This window comes from Burkholderia sp. RF2-non_BP3, from assembly GCF_001522185.1.
In the GTDB taxonomy this organism is placed as follows: Bacteria; Pseudomonadota; Gammaproteobacteria; order Burkholderiales; family Burkholderiaceae; genus Burkholderia; species Burkholderia diffusa.
Genome location: NZ_LOSU01000054.1, coordinates 34,229 through 49,008 on the forward strand (window position 1 = coordinate 34,229; position 14,780 = coordinate 49,008).

Sequence of the window (14,780 nt, forward strand, 5' to 3'; positions counted from 1 at the left end):
CTGGTACGCCGACGCACTATGATTTCCCTCTCTGAAGAGCATCGCTTTTCTTTTTTCACGCCGACATCGTCGGTGGGGCGACTGCGGTCCTTCTTCTCCCGACATCAGTGCGCGACAGCCGCCTCATGCGCACGACCGCTTCCCCAGTCGTCGACACTGCTGTACGTCACGGTCGCATCGCCAACGTCACGGGCGCCGAGCCCCTTGACCGGGAACGTTGCCGCCTCGCCCGGAAGGATGTGGCCGATTCCTGCCGTGAACGGCTTGCCGCGCACATTCAGCGTGACGCTGCCCAGATTGACGACGTAGGACGTCGGGTTTTCCGCCTTCAGAACGATCTGTTGCTTGTCGTCGCGGACGAGGCTCCATCTGAGCGCCTTCGGCGCCTCGGAAGAATCCCCGGACAGACCGGCCGGCCGGTACATCAGCTTGATGCGCGACCGAAAAGCGACCTGCAATACGTTCCGGTCTTCAGTAGCCGCCGCCTTCGGCGGCACGTCGAGCACGTTCAGCCAGAACAACGACTCCTTGTCGGCCGGCAAGGGTTCGCCGCTGTAAATGATCCGCAGCGCCTGGCCCTTCCCGGGCTCCACGCGGAACACGGTCGGTGTCACCACAAACGGAACGTCGATTTCATCGACCGACGCACGCATGTCGCCATCGTCGATCCATGCCTGCACGAGCGACGGCTGTTTCCCTTCGTTCACCAGTTGAATCGTGGCTTCCTTGTCCTTGGCCTCGAAGACGATCCGCGTAGCGGAGAGCACCACGCTGGCGGACGCTTCGGTCAACGGCAACATCAGCGTCAGAATCGCCAGCGTGCCGAATACCATCATCGAAAACGCTTTTTTGTATGGATTCCTCAATTTCATTCTGCCTATCCTCTGGGAATTGTTCCGATGCGCGGCCAATCTGACAGCCTGTCGATCCGAACCTCGGCTGGCCACTGCGGAGGATGGCCAGCCGCCAATTCAGCTCATTTCCGAATCAGGGGTACACGAGCGAATACGTGACATAGGTGCTCGCGTCACCGGCCGTCGCCACGCCAGTCGCCACGTACTCCGCTGCGTATTGCAGCGTCGCGCCGCCGTCGACGATCTTCACTACCTGCGAGCTCTGATCCTCGAAAGCCGCACCGACCTTGATCGGCTGATACGTGTCGTTCAGCAGCCCGATTTCGACATTGGCCGCCGGATTCGCCGTACCGGTCGGCTTCAGCCGGCCCGTTGCCAGGTTCACGGCAGGACCGGGCTCGAACGCAACCGCGACTTGCGTCGGCGCATAAGCCGCCGTGCTGCACCCCGTCAATTGGAAGCTGAACGGTGTGCGGCCTGCGCTCTTGCCCGCTGCGGAAAGCTGCGCGGTGCCGACATTGGGCAGCATGACCGTGACATTGCCGTTGGCTGAGACGTTGCTGATCTTGCACGTCGAGGCAATGACCGCGCCCTGGAAAAGGACCGAGCCGTCCGATGCGTGTGCGACATTCGCGCCGAACGCGGCTGCCAGGCCGACAGCGGACATCAACATGGTGATTTTTTTCATTTGAGATTCCCTCAGGTTACACAAACAAACGAATAAAAAAATCCAGACTTACCTCCCACAGCGCCGATAAAGTCCAATCGATTTATTTATCCGGATAAGCGCCCACATTTACAAAGATCTTTTTTATCAATGGAGCGCGACGCCTATGCCACTACACAATCCTGGCCGGCCGGCCATTCCAGAGCGAATCGCGCCGATATACATCTTTCGGGTTTCGTTACAAGTCAATAACTAAGTCAACGACTTACCGATACACCCGCAAGACAACAGCATCCGCCCCAAACCCGCGTCGATCTCGGCGCCTGCAGGAAAGCGCCCCGGGCCCACCGCCCGGAAAACCGGCAAAAGATGTGTTGAGCCGATGCCCGAACTGCGCGCTTGATCAGTTCGAGATCGCGCTTCACGCCGGTTTTTATCGGCCCGGCCTTCTGCGCATTGCACGCTTGCCTTTGCTCGGATACCCGGCGGCCTCTGTTGACAGACGAGCCGAACGGGTGTGGAAGCGCAACCGCGTTCTCTCTCGACGCTCATCCCAGCCGGCATCTGCCCTTATTATTTTTCTTGACGGCCGCGCTGCCGGCAGCGGCTTGACCGTGGGCGACAGGTATTCGCCATTGCAATACGCGGATTGCATTGCGATGACGATCTGGTTATCGGCGCTTGGCACACCTCGCGTAAATTCGATCAAACGCCGGCGAATTCAGAATTACCCCATCGCAAACAACCGACCAAGGCAACCCTTCATACTTCCATTTTCTTGCAGTGCGCAGCAGTAAAATTTCCCGTCGGCAACTAAACTATTTAAATGATACTTTTCTGGAATCCGCGCACGATATAAGAATCATCCTAATTTCATCTCATAAAATTTGGGATAAGCGCGGTTTGACAATGATTAACGGTTGGGGAGAGCGGATCGCTCCCAGAGCTGGCGGGGATGTTGAGCACGCATAATCCGAAGGGGGAAACGCGCTCACTGATATGAACGGCCCGGCGGCACGCGATCGGGCCGCAAATGACCGGCCGGGCGATGGATTGCGACTGTTCCTGACGTCGGTGTCGCGCGGACAGTACCGAGTGCCGCCGGCCCGTTGCAGGCCGGCGGCATCCAGCATCAACCGCCGAGATACGCCTGCTTGATCCGGTCGTTCGCGAGCAGGTTCGCGCCCGTATCGGCGAGCACCACGCGCCCCGTTTCGAGCACGTAGCCGCGATCGGCCACGCCGAGCGCCTTGTTCGCGTTCTGCTCGACGAGAAACACCGTGACGCCCTCGTCGCGAATCGTCCGGATGATGTCGAAGATCTGCGCGATCACGAGCGGCGCGAGACCGAGCGTCGGCTCATCGAGCAGCAGCAGGCGCGGCTTGCTCATCAGCGCACGGCCGATCGCCAGCATCTGCTGCTCGCCGCCCGACATCGTGCCGGCCCGCTGCGCCGCGCGCTCCTTCAGGCGCGGAAACAGCTTGAAGACGTGCTCGATGCCGTCGTCGATCTCGTGACGGCTCGCGAAAAACCCGCCCATCTTCAGGTTTTCGAGCACCGTCAGGCTCGGGAACACGCGCCGTCCTTCCGGCGAGATCGCCATCCCCTGTCGCATGATCTGGTGCGTCGACATCGCGGTGATGTCGTTGCCCTCGAACAGCACGCGGCCCGACGATGCGCGCGGCGTGCCGCACACGGTCATCATCAGCGTCGTCTTGCCGGCGCCGTTGCTGCCGATCAGCGTGACGATCTCGCCCTTGTTCACCTCGATCGACACGCCCGCGAGCGCCTCGACCGCGCCGTAGTGCGTATGGACCTGTTCCAGCTTCAGCATCACTCTTCCCCCAGATACGCCTTGATCACGCGCGGGTCGTTGCGAACCGCTTCCGGCGTGCCGATCACGATCGGCCGGCCGTGCTCCATCACGAGGATGCGGTCCGACACGCCCATCACGAGGCTCATGTCGTGTTCGATCAGCAGCACCGATACGCCGAACTCGCGGCGCAGCTTGTCGATCAGGTGCTGCAGTTCGATCTTCTCCTGCGGGTTGAGACCGGCCGCCGGCTCGTCCAGCATCAACAGGCGCGGCTCGGTGATCATGCAGCGCGCGATCTCCAGGCGACGCTGGTGCCCGTACGACAGCGTGCCGGCCTGGCGGTTGGCGACCGCCGTCAGCCCCATCCGGTCGAGCCATACGGCCGCGCGCTCGAGTGCTTCCTTCTCCGCGCGCCGATACGCGGGCGTCGCGAACAGGCCGTGCAGCATCCCCGACTTCACCTTGCGATGCTGCGCGACGAGCAGGTTCTCGACGACCGTCAGCGACTTGAACAGGCGGATGTTCTGGAACGTGCGCACGAGACCCTTCAGCGCGATCTTGTGGCTCGGCAGCCCGGCGATCGCGTGGCCGTCGAGCACGACGTCGCCGCCGGTCGGCTTGTAGAAGCCGCCGACGCAGTTGAACACCGTGGTCTTGCCCGCGCCGTTCGGCCCGATGATCGCGAACACCTCGTTGCAGCGCACGTCGAAATCGATGCCGTCCACCGCGAGCAACCCGCCGAAGCGCATCTGCAGCCCGGCGACCTTCAACAGTTCCGTATTCGCGCTCATTGCGGCAGCTCCACGTGGGGACGGCTCGCGGGCAGCAGGCCCTGCGGACGCCACATCATCATCAACACCATCACCAGACCGAAGATCAGCATCCGGTACTCGGCGAAGCCGCGCGCGACTTCCGGCAGCACGGTCAGCAGGATCGCCGCGAGAATCACGCCGAGCTGCGAACCCATCCCGCCGAGCACGACGATCGCGAGGATCAGCGCCGATTCGATGAAGGTGAACGATTCAGGATTCACGAGGCCCTGACGCGCGGCGAAGAACGCGCCGCCGATGCCCGCGAACGCCGCGCCGAGCGTGAACGCCGACAGCTTGATGCGCGTCGGGTTGAGACCCAGCGAGCGGCAGGCGATCTCGTCGTCGCGCAGCGCTTCCCACGCACGCCCCATCGGCATGCGGATCAGGCGGCTCGTCACGAACAGCGTGAAGCCGACCAGCACCAGCGCGATCAGGTACAGGAAGATCACCATGTGCTCGCCGCTGTATTCCAGCCCGATCAGCTCATGGAAGGTCTTCGCGCCCTCGACGCTCGCCGAGCGCGCCATCTCGAAGCCGAACACCGTCGGCTTCGGAATGCTCGAGATGCCGTCCGGGCCACCCGTGAGGCTCGTCAGGTTGTTGGCGAGCAGGCGGATGATTTCGCCGAAGCCGAGCGTGACGATCGCGAGATAGTCGCCGCGCAGACGCAACACCGGGAAGCCGAGCAGGAAGCCGAACGTCGCCGAGGCGATCGCCGCGATCGGCAGGCACTCCCAGAACGACAGCCCGAAATACTGGTTCAGCATCGCGTACGTATAGCCGCCGACCGCGTAGAACCCGACATAGCCGAGATCGAGCAGCCCCGCGAAACCGACCACGATGTTCAGCCCGAGGCCGAGGATCACGTAGATCAGCGCGAGCGTCGCGACGTCCACGGCGCCGCGCGAACCGAAGAACGGCCACACGAGGCCGACCGCGAGCAGCACCCAGATGATCGCGCGCTGCTGCTGCGCGCCCATCGCGGGCATCGCCGGCAGCTTCACTGCGGATTTCGCGCGCACGAGCCACGGCTTGAACAACTGGAACAGGAACACGGCCGCGACCGCGATCCACACCGGACGCCAGTGCGGCGTCAGCACGACCTGATAGCCGTCGAGCTTCAACTGCAGGCCGAGCACCGGAATCGTGAGGATCGCCGTCAGCAGCGCGGCGGCCGCGGCATTCTTCAGCGCCTGGCCGACCGAAGCGTCGGCGGCCGGGCGGCGAACGGAAATGACTTGACTCATCTGCGTCTCCCTCAAACCTTTTCGATGTCCGACTTGCCGAGCAGGCCGGTCGGGCGGAAGAGCAGGATCAGCACGAGCAGGCCGAACGCGACGACGTCCTTGTACTCGGCCGGCATGTAGCCTGCGGCGAAGGTTTCGGCGAGGCCCAGCAGCACGCCGCCGAGCATCGCGCCCGGGATGCTGCCGATCCCGCCCAGCACCGCGGCGGTGAACGCCTTGATGCCCGCGACGAAGCCGATGTACGGATTCAGCTTGCCGATCGTCAGCCCGATCAGCACGCCGCCGACGGCCGCCAGCATCGCGCCGAGCACGAACGTGAACGAGATCACGCGGTCCGTGTCGATGCCGAGCAGGTTCGCCATCTTCATGTCTTCAGCGCATGCGCGGCAGGCACGGCCCATCCGCGAATGCGAGATGAACAGCGTCAGCGCGATCATCAGCACGATCGTCACGCAGACGATCAACAGACGCGCATACGGAATCGTCACGTCGTAGTCGCCGCCGAGGTGGATGTCGAACGCGCCGGAGATCAGCACCGGCACGGACACGTCGCGCGCGCCCTGGCCAATCTGCACGTAGTTCTGCAGGAAGATCGACATGCCGATCGCGGAGATCAGCGGCACGAGGCGCGGGCCGCCGCGCAGCGGCCGATACGCGACGCGCTCGACCGCGAAGCCGTACAGGCCGGTGACGATCACCGACACGATCAGCGCGGCGCCGAGCACGAGCGGCAGCGGATAGCCGGCGGAGATGCCGATGGCGGTGAGGGTCACGAGGCCCACGTACGCGCCGATCATGTAGATCTCGCCGTGGGCGAAGTTGATCATGCCGATGATGCCGTAGACCATCGAATAGCCGATGGCGATCAGCGCATAGATCGCACCCAGCGTCAGGCCGTTGACCAGCTGCTGGGCGAATTGAGGAAAGAAGTCAGTCATGTGCGGGAAGCTCCCGTTGGCGCTGGGTCGCATGCCGTCGCCGGATCACGGCGTTCGGCCGCGCGCAACGCACGGTGTCGTCTCGGGCCGCCCGTCGGCCGCGGAACGGCCAAATGCGCACGCGCTCCGCTCGGGTTACGGGCAGAGCGAGCGCGCGGGCGGATACTCCGTTGTTACTTGGCGGCGGTCTTCGTCGCGTCCTTGTGCCACGTGTAGACGACGAACTTGAACGCCTTCAGGTCGCCCTGGGCGTCATACGCGACCTTGCCGATCGGCGTGTCGAACGTCGTCTTGTGCATGTACGCGGCGACCTTCGTCGGGTCAGTCGTCTTCGCGCCGGCGATCGCGTCGGCGATGATCTTCACCGCTGCGTACGACGGCATCTGGAACGGGCCGTTCGGGTCGCGCTTCTTGTCGGCGAACGCCTTCACGAGCGCCGCGTTGGCCGGGTCGGCCGAGAAGTCGGCCGGCAGCGTGACCAGCATGCCTTCCGAAGCCGGGCCGGCGATTGCCGTCACGTCCTTGTTGCCCACGCCTTCAGGCCCCATGAACGTGGCCTTCACGCCCTGCTCGCGCGCCTGGCGCATCAGCAGGCCCATTTCCGGGTGGTAGCCGCCGAAGTAGACGAAATCGACGCCTTGCGACTTCAGCTTCGTGATGATCGCCGAGTAGTCCGAATCGCCGGCGTTGATGCCTTCGAACAGCACGACCGGGATCTTCGCGGCTTCGAGGTCCTTCTTCACCGACGACGCGATGCCCTGGCCGTACGACTGCTTGTCGTGCAGGACCGCGACCTTCTTCGGCTTCACGTTGTTGATGATGTAGTGCGCGGCGGCCGGGCCTTGCTGGTCGTCGCGGCCGATCGTGCGGAAGATGAAGTGGCGCTTCTTGCCTTCCGTCAGCTGCGGCGCGGTGGCCGACGGCGTGACCATCACGATGCCTTCGTTTTCGTAGATGTCGGATGCGGGGATCGTCGAACCCGAGCACACGTGACCGATCACGTACTTGATCTTCTGGCTGACGATCTTGTTGGCGACGGCGACGGCCTGCTTCGGTTCGCATGCGTCGTCCATCTGCACGACTTCGAACTTGTTGCCGCCCGCACCGCCGGCCGCGTTGATCTGTTCGATCGCGGTCAGCGCGCCGGCCTTCACCATGTCGCCGTATTGGGCGACCGAGCCGCTCATCGGACCAGCGATGGCGATCTTCACGGTTTCCGCTTGCGCGGCGGCGGCGCCGGCGGCGAACAGCACGGCGGCGGCGGAAATGGACGTAAGACGGGACAGCGTCATCTGGGAGCTCCTCGATGTTGTTTAGTCATACGGGCAAAGGCGGCATGACTTGCGCAATCGAACAGCACCCGGGGCGAGGACATGGGACACGCCCGAGACACATGAAGACGGACCTGCGGATGGATGTTGCGTAGCGGGGCCCGGCTCTTGCAGTCCCCCAAGGGGGACGTCTGGTTCGGAAAGACATCGTGATGCGTCTTGCATTGCGCAAGCGTTTCGCCTGCCCCGCTTGCCAACTGCTCGTTCGGAGGGATGGTCCGACAGCCGTTGGCAAGGCAGTCGAAATTATATGGGGGTTTTCAAATCGTCTGTCAAAAATGCCGCTTCTATGAGGGAAAACACGGAGAAACTTGACTCGCGCAAGGTGGCGATGTGGGAGCAACTGAGGTGGGCGGCGAACGTTTGCGACGGGTGCAATTGGGTTGCGATTTTGGGTGGGCTCGTCGATGGATTCCTTGCCGGGTTTAGGTTTCGGCGATTTGTCGTCGTGCGTCGTGTGCATTTTTTGATACTCAGGGTCCCATCGCCGATGATCAATCAACTGATGATTGTGTCGGCGTGCACCGTGTCGGGGCGATGCGACTGCGCCGCCAATCTTTCTGTTTACCGACATTTACACTTCACGCGAAAGCTGTTTGTGATTTTTATGAAATAATGCGGCCTCGCTTCTGCAATCCAGCCAGCCTTCCTGTGAGTCGCCCCTTCCGCGATTCGCAGTCGCTTCAGGGCCGCTTCGACGCCCATACGTCGCCGAGCCGCCAGCCAGTGATCTGCCGTTTTTTCTCATTGCACATCACCTGGTTCGGATCCCGATGAATCATCCTCTCCGTTTTTCTTCCGCCGCCGCGCTCGCTTGTGCGCTTTCTGTTTCGACCGCCGACGCCTCGGGCCGCGATTCGCTGATTGCCGGTTCCGGCGGGGCCAATATGTTTCGCTCGGAACGCCGGGCTGTCGCCAGGGATGACGCGCGTGCCGCGCTAACGACGCGGCGCGCGAAGTACGCGGCGCGGGCTGAACGTAGTCCGTTCGATACGCCGGATACGCGGCCGTTGCGGGTTTCGGGCGATACGCTCGAGCCGCAGCCTTCGGTTGAACACAGGGCCGGCGATTCTGCATGGCCTTCGAATCGCGTTGCGCTCGGCGCGGGCGGAAGCGATAGCTTCGGTCGCGCGTTACCCCAATACGAACAGCGCGCGCAGAACTGGACTGATTATCTGAGGGCCAACGGGTCGCAAGCGCCTGGCGGCAGGAATTCGTATCCGCCCACGCGGCCTTTCGATGCCGCGCGCGGTCCGCACGGTGCGCCGAATCCGTACAACCCATCGATGCCGCAGCCGGTGACGCGGACGTTCTACGACAACGGCGCGGGTTCGCATTGCACGGCTACGGGTGGTGCGGGAGCGTCGCGATCGTCTTGCAATATCGCTTGGTGATGTTTGGTGGCGGGTCGTGACTGCTGACGTCGCTGATCATCCGGACGTGACGCCCCTCACCTCGGCGAAACCACGATCGCCGCCCGCCGATTCTGCATTCTCCCGGCCGGTGTCCGGTTATCGCCCACCGGATCGCTCTTCCCCTTCGGGACAACCGCAATCCGCTTCCCGTCGAGCCCCACGTCCACCAGCTCGATCGCCACCACCTCCGCCCGCCGCCGCGACAACTCGAGATCGTAAGCAGCCTCCCCTTCCTCGTCGGAGTATCCATAAACCCGCACGCCGTTGATCCCCGCCGACCTCAACGTCCTGCCGATCCGCTCGACGATCCGCCTGACATCCGGCTTGAGGTTGTACCGATCGAAATCGAACAGAATCGGCCCCGTCGACCCGAACTCGAACCCCTGCTCGGTCTCCTGGAAGCCGGCCGACTTCAGCGCCGTGACCTGCGTCTGCGTGAGCCCCCGATGAAGCGGCGGCGTCTTGCATCCGCCGAGCAGCAGGCACAGAAGCACCGCACTCGCGACGCACACCCTCCCAATGCTCACAGGCAACGAGTCATCCATGATCGACCCCTTCGTACGCGCCCGCTTCGCGCGCGCTTATTATCCCGCCGCCGCGGCCTCGCCCGCGGCGCGAAACGATAGACATCAAACCCGCCCCGCCATGCCCTCCGCCAGTTGCCACGACCCCGGCCGCGCACGCTTGGCGCGGTACATCGCGGCATCCGACGCGCGCAGCAAGCCGCTCGCGTCGGACGCATGATCGGGATACAGCGCAATACCGGCACTCATCATGGTGGCCACCATGCGTCCGTCGGGCAGTTCGATCGACGGCACCATGCCGGACAAGATCTCATCGGCGATCCGGCACACGCTGTCCGTATCGCGCACAGCCGTCAGCATCACCGCGAATTCATCGCCGCCCAGCCGGGCGACGAGATCGGTCTCGCGCACCTGCGCGCGCAACCGCGCCGCCACGCCGATCAGCACCGCGTCGCCGGCATCGTGGCCGAGGCCGTCGTTGATTTCCTTGAAGCGGTCGCAGTCGAGATACAGGATGGCGACCCGCTGCCCCGTCACGACGGCGTCGCAGAGTGCAAGCGACAGACGCGACTCGAACTGCACGCGGTTGGGCAGCCCCGTGAGCGCATCGTGCGTGGCCTTGTGTTCGAGCGACGCGTTTTCGTCGCGCAGCGTGTTCTGCCAGTCTTCGAATTCGTCGAGCAACGCGTTGAAGTCTTCGCCGAGCTGGTTCAGTTCGGCGATCGCCACCGGCTCGACGCGACGCGCGAACGCACGCTCGCGCCGCACGGCGTGCGCGACGCCGGCCAGCGCGCGCAGCGGCGCGACGATGTTGCGCAGCAAACGCTTCGAGCTGACATACGCGCCGAGCACGCTGACGGCCAGGCCGCCGAGAATGCCGCCGATACCGCCGAGCAGGAATCCGAAGAACTGATGCCCGCGACCGCGCACGATGACCTGGCCGACGACGATGCCGTCGTGCGTCACCGGGGCGCTCACGGGCCCGGGCAGCGCCAGCGCGGCGACGCCACGCTCGAGCCGGGCGATCCGCCCTTCGGCGGGAAGCTTCCATGTTGCGAACAACTGGCCTTTGCCATCGGTGACCACCACCTGCGCGACGTCCTCGTCGGTGGCGATCATCGCGATCGCCTCGTTCGCCGCGACGCGGTCGCCGAACACGAGCGCCGCCTCGACCGTGTAACCGAGCGAGCGCGCCAGCAGGTTCAGGTTGTTGCCGGCGTACGCGCGCAGCGCGATCACGGCGACGACGATCAGCGACACGGCGGCCATCGCGACCGCGACGAACGCGAGGCGCAAATGCGCGCGGCGCAACACGCTTTGCAGCGTCGGGCGCGACACACGCGAAGGCGAAATGGAGGGGGCGGAACGTGTCATGGCGTCAGCGTCCGCCGCGCGAGATTGAGCACGTTCGGATGCACGCGCACGCCACTGCGCGCGACGGCGTCGAGATTGATGTCGAACGTGACGTGTTCGCCTTCGACCGCGAGACAGAACATGCTGCCCGCGGTGCATGACGGATCGTGTTCGGCGATGGTCAGCACCGGACGGCCGACCAGCGCGGTTCGCACCCGCTTTCGCTCGTCGCTTCCGAGCGCGCCGAGATACACGACGTCGCATGCGACGCCGAGCGCGGGATCGTCGAAGCGGACCCGCTGCACGTCGAGCACGGTCGAGCCGGCCTGCATCGAGTCGGTAAGGTCGCCCGCGTAGTCGGGCCTGCCCGTCACGCACAGATGCAGGCGAACGGGCGTCGTCGGCCAGCGCGTGAAACTGACGATGCCGAGCACGACCTGGCGCACGGCGGAGTCGTGTGACGAAAAGGCGGGACTCGTGGGATTGACGGGTGTCGTGGTGCCGACGAGCCGCACCGTGTCGTTCGGCTCGTCGGCATCGCCAGGCGCCCCGGCAAGAACGGCCGGGGCAACGCTCAGAACGCAAACGATTGCGATGAACGCGTGGCGCAATCCGGCGACTCGGCCCGACCGGCCGGACGCCGTCCGCGCGGCGATTGCCGCCGCGCCCGCTGGCGTCGATGCGGCCGCATGACTCGCGGCCGTCGCGCACACACTCGCATCCATGATGGAAACATCTGCTGCAGTCGTTCCCGGCCCTGCCTCCTGCCTGCCGTGCGCGCGCAGGCACCGTGTCGCGCGCACGAGTGCTTCCATCTTAGGTAAAAATCTGCATCCCGAACCAGTGGGAAACACCCGACAGTAACGTCATAAGGTACGCGGAAACGATGCCGTGCGCGACGATGCGCGTGGACCTGCATGCGGCAATCTCGTGCTCCGCGCGTGTCGGATCACCGCTTGTCGGCTTCCTCGACGAATATCTCGAACCACGCATTCATGACGGCCCAGAAATCCACCGGCTCGAGCTCGGTCGGATTCTCGTGCCACCAGAGCCGTCCTGCCGCGCTGCCGTCGCCGGCACTGTCGCGCAGATCCAGGCACAGATAGTCGCCGCTGCCGTTCTGAAATATCGTCCACACGAGATCGGGATTCACGCCGAGCTTGCGCGTCTCGTCGGGTGTCAGGTCGAGCTTGGCCGTCAGCGCGGTCTGGTCGCCGATCGGCATCGGTCCCATCGAGTTGGCGGGAAAGAAGGTCCAGCCGTTGTGCGTGAACTGATAGAAGCTGCGCAGATCGTCAGGCAGCGCACGCCACAGCGACATGTCGTCCGACACGAGATCGCCGAGCGGCGGATGGCCGATGAAGAAGTTCAGGTCGTCGCCTTCGACCGTGTAGGGATAGAGCAGGCACAGGTCGCCGTTTTCCTTCTGGAACACGGCAGGTCGCCGCAGCTTCTCGGCGAAGAACGTCTCGACCGCGGGCAGGCGGCCGATGACACCTGCCCACATCTTCGCGAGCCAGTTGCCGAGCGCGGCGTCGGACGTATCGAGCAGCGCGCGCCACGCGGTCGGCACCTGGACGTCGGCGGGAATCTCGTTCGACGCGAGCCAGACGTGCCCTCGCAACCGGAAGCGTTGCAGTTCGGCGGTGTAAGTCTTCGCGGATAGCTCAATCATTGCCAGTCACCATTGAATTCGTCATCGGGAATTCTACTTCGGCTGATCGCCGAGCAACTCGTTGATCTGCTGCTGCAGCAGCGTCCGGTTGTCGGCTTCGCGCTGCATCATCTTCTGTCGGAACCCTTCGTCCACCTTGATGCCGCCCTTCTTGTATTCAGTCCACTCGGCATAGGACTTCGATCCCTTCGACGTATTGGCGGTCTCGCTGAGACCCACGAAATTGTCCGGGTTGTTGAGCACCTTGACCTGGTTATCGAAGGACAGATCCTTGAACCCGGGCATCTCGGTGATCTCCTTCATCGACACGATGTGATCCGCATGCAACGGCTTGTCGATCGTGAGGCCCGGCAGCGCGGGATCGTCCATGCCCGGCTCGAAATTCTCGTTGACCATCTTCTGGATCTTCGAACTCGGCGTCTTGGACCGCAACTGCTCGTAGAGCGTTCGCGGCACGCCCTTGGTCGTGACCCGAATGTTGCCGCCGTTCGAGCCGAGCGTGTTCGGCTCGATTTCCACCTTGGTCCGGTTCAACACGTCGACGGCGTTCTTCGCGGCTTCGGTGTCGGCACCCTTCGCCCCCAGCCCGAGCAACGCGAATCCCGCCACGCCGACCATGATGTCGCCGTAGCCGGGACCCAGCGATTCGCCCCACGAATGCAGCGCATTCAGGCCGACGTTGGCGCCGATCACGGTCCCCGCGAACAGCGCGGTGGCACCGGCGCCTGCCGCGAGTGCGCCCAGGCCGGCCGCGCCAAGCGCAACGAAGCCGAGCACCTCGAGGGCCGTCTCGACCATCGCCTCGGTATCGTGGATAGCCACGACGGTGACGGTCTCTCCGCCGACCGTCACGTTGTCGCTCGCGGTCTTGATGACGGCACCGCACTCCATCTTCATCGACAGACGTGCCATCGGCTTGCCGTTGACGGTCACGGTCCGCGAGCCCTGCGCCACGAGCAGTTTCGGCTTGGGGAAGTGATTGAACGGCAGGCCGTTGCATTCGTCGGCAAAATCGACGCCGGCACGCAGCGCGGTACGACTGTTGACCGTGACGTTCGACGATCCCGGATGAAGCATGCCGGTGGTTGGACCGGATATGTTGGCCGCCTTCTGTATGCCGCGCACGAGCGCGCCGCCGGCGAGGCCGCCGCCCGCCACGCAGCCCCCGACGATCGCGACGAGCGCGAGACCGCCCGTGGCCGCGGTCGCCGTCACGATGGCGGCGGCGACGACCGCGCCGACCACGGCGCCGGCGATCATCCCGAGCAGGCCGAAGCCATGCGCGATCTCGTCGCCCATGCGGGCGGCGCGCAGGGCCGCCTCGGCACCGCTCATGACGACGCGCCGTCCGCGCGCTGCAGCCGCAGATGCGCTTCGATGTCCTGCATCGTGAGCAGCGGCGGCACGCCTTCCACGACAGTCACCGCGTTGAGACGGCGCCGCAATTCGAGCCCCGAATAGCCGGGATCGGGACGCAGCTCGTAGCGCCCTTCCGCCTTGAACAGCCCGTGACGGCTACGCTGCACGATCGTCGGCGCAAGCGGCGAACCATCGCTCGCGAAAAACACCCAGTCGTGACTTTCGACTTCGCGCGCGCTGATGCGCTCGCATGCCGCGCGAAGATCCGGATAGACGCGCAGCACGCGCGTCTTCGCCGACAGCGCGAACACGTGCGGCAGGACTTCGCGCGGCGCGGCCTGCGCATCGCCGTCGTCCGGCGCGGGCGGCATAACGACGAACGACGACAGGATCGCCGTCCATGCGGGAATGTGCCGCTCGAAATCCTCGACACGCGCATTGAGCGTGAACACCAGCATCGCATCGTCGAGCCTGACCATTGCCTGCCGCTGCCGCAGCATCGTCTTGTCGCTGCGCCATTGATAGTCGAGCATGAGGCCAGGACGCCCGTCGATCGCGACGGTCTCGCGCGCGAGCGGCTTGTATGCGGGAAACTGACGCTTGAATGCCGTCTGCTGGGCATCCGCGTATGCGCCCACGTCGTCGAGCGGCGTGTCGTAGTCGCGCGTGACCACGAACGCCACGTCCTTGCGGCCGGACGCGTCGGGCAAGTGGAACACGTTCATGGTCTGGTCTCGCCAGCCATCGGGCAAGACCATGCACCCCTCGTGCAATCGATAAACCGCCATT

14 protein-coding genes are annotated in these 14,780 nt (G+C 64.4%); 1 reads left to right on the forward strand and 13 read right to left on the reverse strand.

Annotated features, from left to right (window positions below; genetic code table 11):
- Window positions 1-104: 104 nt before the first annotated feature.
- The 7 genes from WS45_RS25415 to WS45_RS25445 form a co-directional block, all read right to left on the reverse strand.
- Window positions 105-872, reverse strand: coding sequence for a fimbrial biogenesis chaperone (locus WS45_RS25415; RefSeq protein ID WP_156437273.1), 768 nt, complete (start codon window positions 870-872; stop codon window positions 105-107).
- Between the two features lie 115 nt (window positions 873-987).
- Window positions 988-1,542 carry a fimbrial protein gene (locus WS45_RS25420; protein WP_059692065.1) on the reverse strand — a complete coding sequence of 185 codons (555 nt, stop codon included), beginning with the start codon at window positions 1,540-1,542 and terminating at the stop codon, window positions 988-990.
- Between the two features lie 1,111 nt (window positions 1,543-2,653).
- Window positions 2,654-3,355 carry an ABC transporter ATP-binding protein gene (locus tag WS45_RS25425; RefSeq protein WP_006484776.1) on the reverse strand — a complete coding sequence of 234 codons (702 nt, stop codon included), beginning with the start codon at window positions 3,353-3,355 and terminating at the stop codon, window positions 2,654-2,656.
- Entirely contained in the window at window positions 3,355-4,128 is a 774-nt protein-coding gene (gene livG / locus WS45_RS25430) for a high-affinity branched-chain amino acid ABC transporter ATP-binding protein LivG (protein WP_059692064.1), read from the reverse strand. Before livG ends, WS45_RS25425 begins: the two co-directional genes overlap by 1 nt.
- The gene (locus WS45_RS25435) at window positions 4,125-5,396 is read right to left on the reverse strand and encodes a high-affinity branched-chain amino acid ABC transporter permease LivM (RefSeq protein ID WP_059534289.1); all 1,272 of its coding nucleotides are present in this window, start codon (window positions 5,394-5,396) and stop codon (window positions 4,125-4,127) included. The genes livG and WS45_RS25435 overlap by 4 nt, the downstream gene beginning before the upstream one ends.
- Window positions 5,397-5,407: 11 nt before the next feature.
- Window positions 5,408-6,334, reverse strand: coding sequence for a high-affinity branched-chain amino acid ABC transporter permease LivH (gene livH / locus WS45_RS25440; RefSeq protein ID WP_059702289.1), 927 nt, complete (start codon window positions 6,332-6,334; stop codon window positions 5,408-5,410).
- 173 nt (window positions 6,335-6,507) lie between these two features.
- Window positions 6,508-7,626 (reverse strand): branched-chain amino acid ABC transporter substrate-binding protein, encoded by a 1,119-nt coding sequence (locus WS45_RS25445; RefSeq protein WP_059534285.1) that lies wholly within the window; start codon window positions 7,624-7,626, stop codon window positions 6,508-6,510.
- Between the two features lie 812 nt (window positions 7,627-8,438).
- Between WS45_RS25445 and WS45_RS34050 the strand changes: the two genes are divergently transcribed.
- Window positions 8,439-9,059, forward strand: coding sequence for a hypothetical protein (locus WS45_RS34050; RefSeq protein WP_082722023.1), 621 nt, complete (start codon window positions 8,439-8,441; stop codon window positions 9,057-9,059).
- A gap of 56 nt (window positions 9,060-9,115) precedes the next feature.
- Here the strand turns inward: WS45_RS34050 and WS45_RS25455 are convergent, their stop codons facing one another.
- From WS45_RS25455 to WS45_RS25480, 6 genes are all read right to left on the reverse strand, one after another.
- Window positions 9,116-9,625 carry an OmpA family protein gene (locus WS45_RS25455; protein WP_059702293.1) on the reverse strand — a complete coding sequence of 170 codons (510 nt, stop codon included), beginning with the start codon at window positions 9,623-9,625 and terminating at the stop codon, window positions 9,116-9,118.
- 84 nt (window positions 9,626-9,709) lie between these two features.
- Window positions 9,710-10,978, reverse strand: a complete 1,269-nt coding sequence (locus tag WS45_RS25460; protein WP_059702295.1) for a diguanylate cyclase domain-containing protein — start codon at window positions 10,976-10,978, stop codon at window positions 9,710-9,712.
- Window positions 10,975-11,682, reverse strand: a complete 708-nt coding sequence (locus tag WS45_RS25465) for a YfiR family protein (protein WP_059702297.1) — start codon at window positions 11,680-11,682, stop codon at window positions 10,975-10,977. The genes WS45_RS25460 and WS45_RS25465 overlap by 4 nt, the downstream gene beginning before the upstream one ends.
- 224 nt (window positions 11,683-11,906) lie before the next feature.
- Window positions 11,907-12,632, reverse strand: coding sequence for an SMI1/KNR4 family protein (locus WS45_RS25470; RefSeq protein WP_059534273.1), 726 nt, complete (start codon window positions 12,630-12,632; stop codon window positions 11,907-11,909).
- 33 nt (window positions 12,633-12,665) lie between these two features.
- Window positions 12,666-13,967, reverse strand: coding sequence for a PAAR domain-containing protein (locus WS45_RS25475; RefSeq protein WP_059534271.1), 1,302 nt, complete (start codon window positions 13,965-13,967; stop codon window positions 12,666-12,668).
- Window positions 13,964-14,749: a DUF1795 domain-containing protein gene (locus WS45_RS25480; protein ID WP_059702299.1), complete on the reverse strand. Its 786-nt coding sequence runs from the start codon at window positions 14,747-14,749 to the stop codon at window positions 13,964-13,966. Before WS45_RS25480 ends, WS45_RS25475 begins: the two co-directional genes overlap by 4 nt.
- Window positions 14,750-14,780 lie beyond the last annotated feature (31 nt).

Excerpts from the sequence above, each read along its gene's own strand:
- WS45_RS25435 (WP_059534289.1), bottom strand. The coding sequence starts at position 5,396 with ATGAGTCAAGTCATTTCCGTTCGCCGCCCGGCCGCCGACGCTTCGGTC.
- WS45_RS25455 (WP_059702293.1), bottom strand. The coding sequence starts at position 9,625 with ATGGATGACTCGTTGCCTGTGAGCATTGGGAGGGTGTGCGTCGCGAGT.
- WS45_RS25445 (WP_059534285.1), bottom strand. The coding sequence starts at position 7,626 with ATGACGCTGTCCCGTCTTACGTCCATTTCCGCCGCCGCCGTGCTGTTC.
- WS45_RS25480 (WP_059702299.1), bottom strand. The coding sequence starts at position 14,749 with ATGGTCTTGCCCGATGGCTGGCGAGACCAGACCATGAACGTGTTCCAC.
- WS45_RS34050 (WP_082722023.1), top strand. The coding sequence starts at position 8,439 with ATGAATCATCCTCTCCGTTTTTCTTCCGCCGCCGCGCTCGCTTGTGCG.
- WS45_RS25470 (WP_059534273.1), bottom strand. The coding sequence starts at position 12,632 with ATGATTGAGCTATCCGCGAAGACTTACACCGCCGAACTGCAACGCTTC.
- WS45_RS25460 (WP_059702295.1), bottom strand. The coding sequence starts at position 10,978 with ATGACACGTTCCGCCCCCTCCATTTCGCCTTCGCGTGTGTCGCGCCCG.
- WS45_RS25425 (WP_006484776.1), bottom strand. The coding sequence starts at position 3,355 with ATGCTGAAGCTGGAACAGGTCCATACGCACTACGGCGCGGTCGAGGCG.
- livG (WP_059692064.1), bottom strand. The coding sequence starts at position 4,128 with ATGAGCGCGAATACGGAACTGTTGAAGGTCGCCGGGCTGCAGATGCGC.
- WS45_RS25415 (WP_156437273.1), bottom strand. The coding sequence starts at position 872 with ATGAAATTGAGGAATCCATACAAAAAAGCGTTTTCGATGATGGTATTC.
- WS45_RS25475 (WP_059534271.1), bottom strand. The coding sequence starts at position 13,967 with ATGAGCGGTGCCGAGGCGGCCCTGCGCGCCGCCCGCATGGGCGACGAG.
- livH (WP_059702289.1), bottom strand. The coding sequence starts at position 6,334 with ATGACTGACTTCTTTCCTCAATTCGCCCAGCAGCTGGTCAACGGCCTG.
- WS45_RS25420 (WP_059692065.1), bottom strand. The coding sequence starts at position 1,542 with ATGAAAAAAATCACCATGTTGATGTCCGCTGTCGGCCTGGCAGCCGCG.
- WS45_RS25465 (WP_059702297.1), bottom strand. The coding sequence starts at position 11,682 with ATGGATGCGAGTGTGTGCGCGACGGCCGCGAGTCATGCGGCCGCATCG.